The organism is Oleiphilus sp. HI0128 (assembly GCF_001635365.1).
Map to the genome: position 1 here is coordinate 1 of NZ_LWGG01000051.1, position 699 is coordinate 699.

Below are 699 nucleotides of genomic sequence, written 5' to 3' on the forward strand. Positions count from 1 at the left end.
AAGAGGCTCAACTGGACTCGCTACAGTATAAAACGCGGTGACTCCTTAATTCGCATAGCAAAGAAATTCAACACAACTCCAGCCTTGATTAAGCAAGTCAATCAGCTGCGCTCTAACACGATCAGAGAGAAACAAAAATTACTTATCCCTGTTGCATCTGAAGGTAAAGCTTATTACAACTTAAGCCAGCATAATCGACTCAAGCGCAAGCAAGACAAAATATCCGGAAGCCAAGGCAGCAAGAAACTACGTTATAAAGTACGCTCTGGAGATACCATGTGGGATATTTCCAGAGCTCACAAAGTAGGCGTTCGCTCTCTAGCCAAGTGGAACGGCATGGCACCCACTGACCCGATTAAGCCAGGTCAGGAATTAATTATCTGGTCACTTAAGGATGTAGGTAAAGCAAGCATGCCGCTACCGTCTTTTAGAGATAAAAGGCAAATGATCAGAAAGATTGGCTATCGAGTAAGAAAAGGTGACTCGCTCGCTCGCATCGCAAGTAAGTTCAGCGTAACGATTAATGACCTAGTAAGCTGGAACAAGCTAAACAAGAAAAAATATCTACAGCCAGGACAGAAGCTAACCATCTACGTAGACATAACAGCTACTTAGGCCCCGTTACCGAGGCTAGAATTTATTTTAACCTAGGAAGCCACCTCTAAAATCATTCAGACAATAAGTACTCACTAAATTCGA

At 42.9% G+C, this 699-nt stretch carries 1 protein-coding gene; it reads left to right on the plus strand.

The window, feature by feature from the left end; all coding sequences use genetic code 11:
• Window positions 1–615 (plus strand): LysM peptidoglycan-binding domain-containing protein (locus A3763_RS00735; RefSeq protein ID WP_156494782.1); only part of this gene is annotated, 615 nt, incomplete at its 5' end.
• Window positions 616–699: the final 84 nt, after the last annotated feature.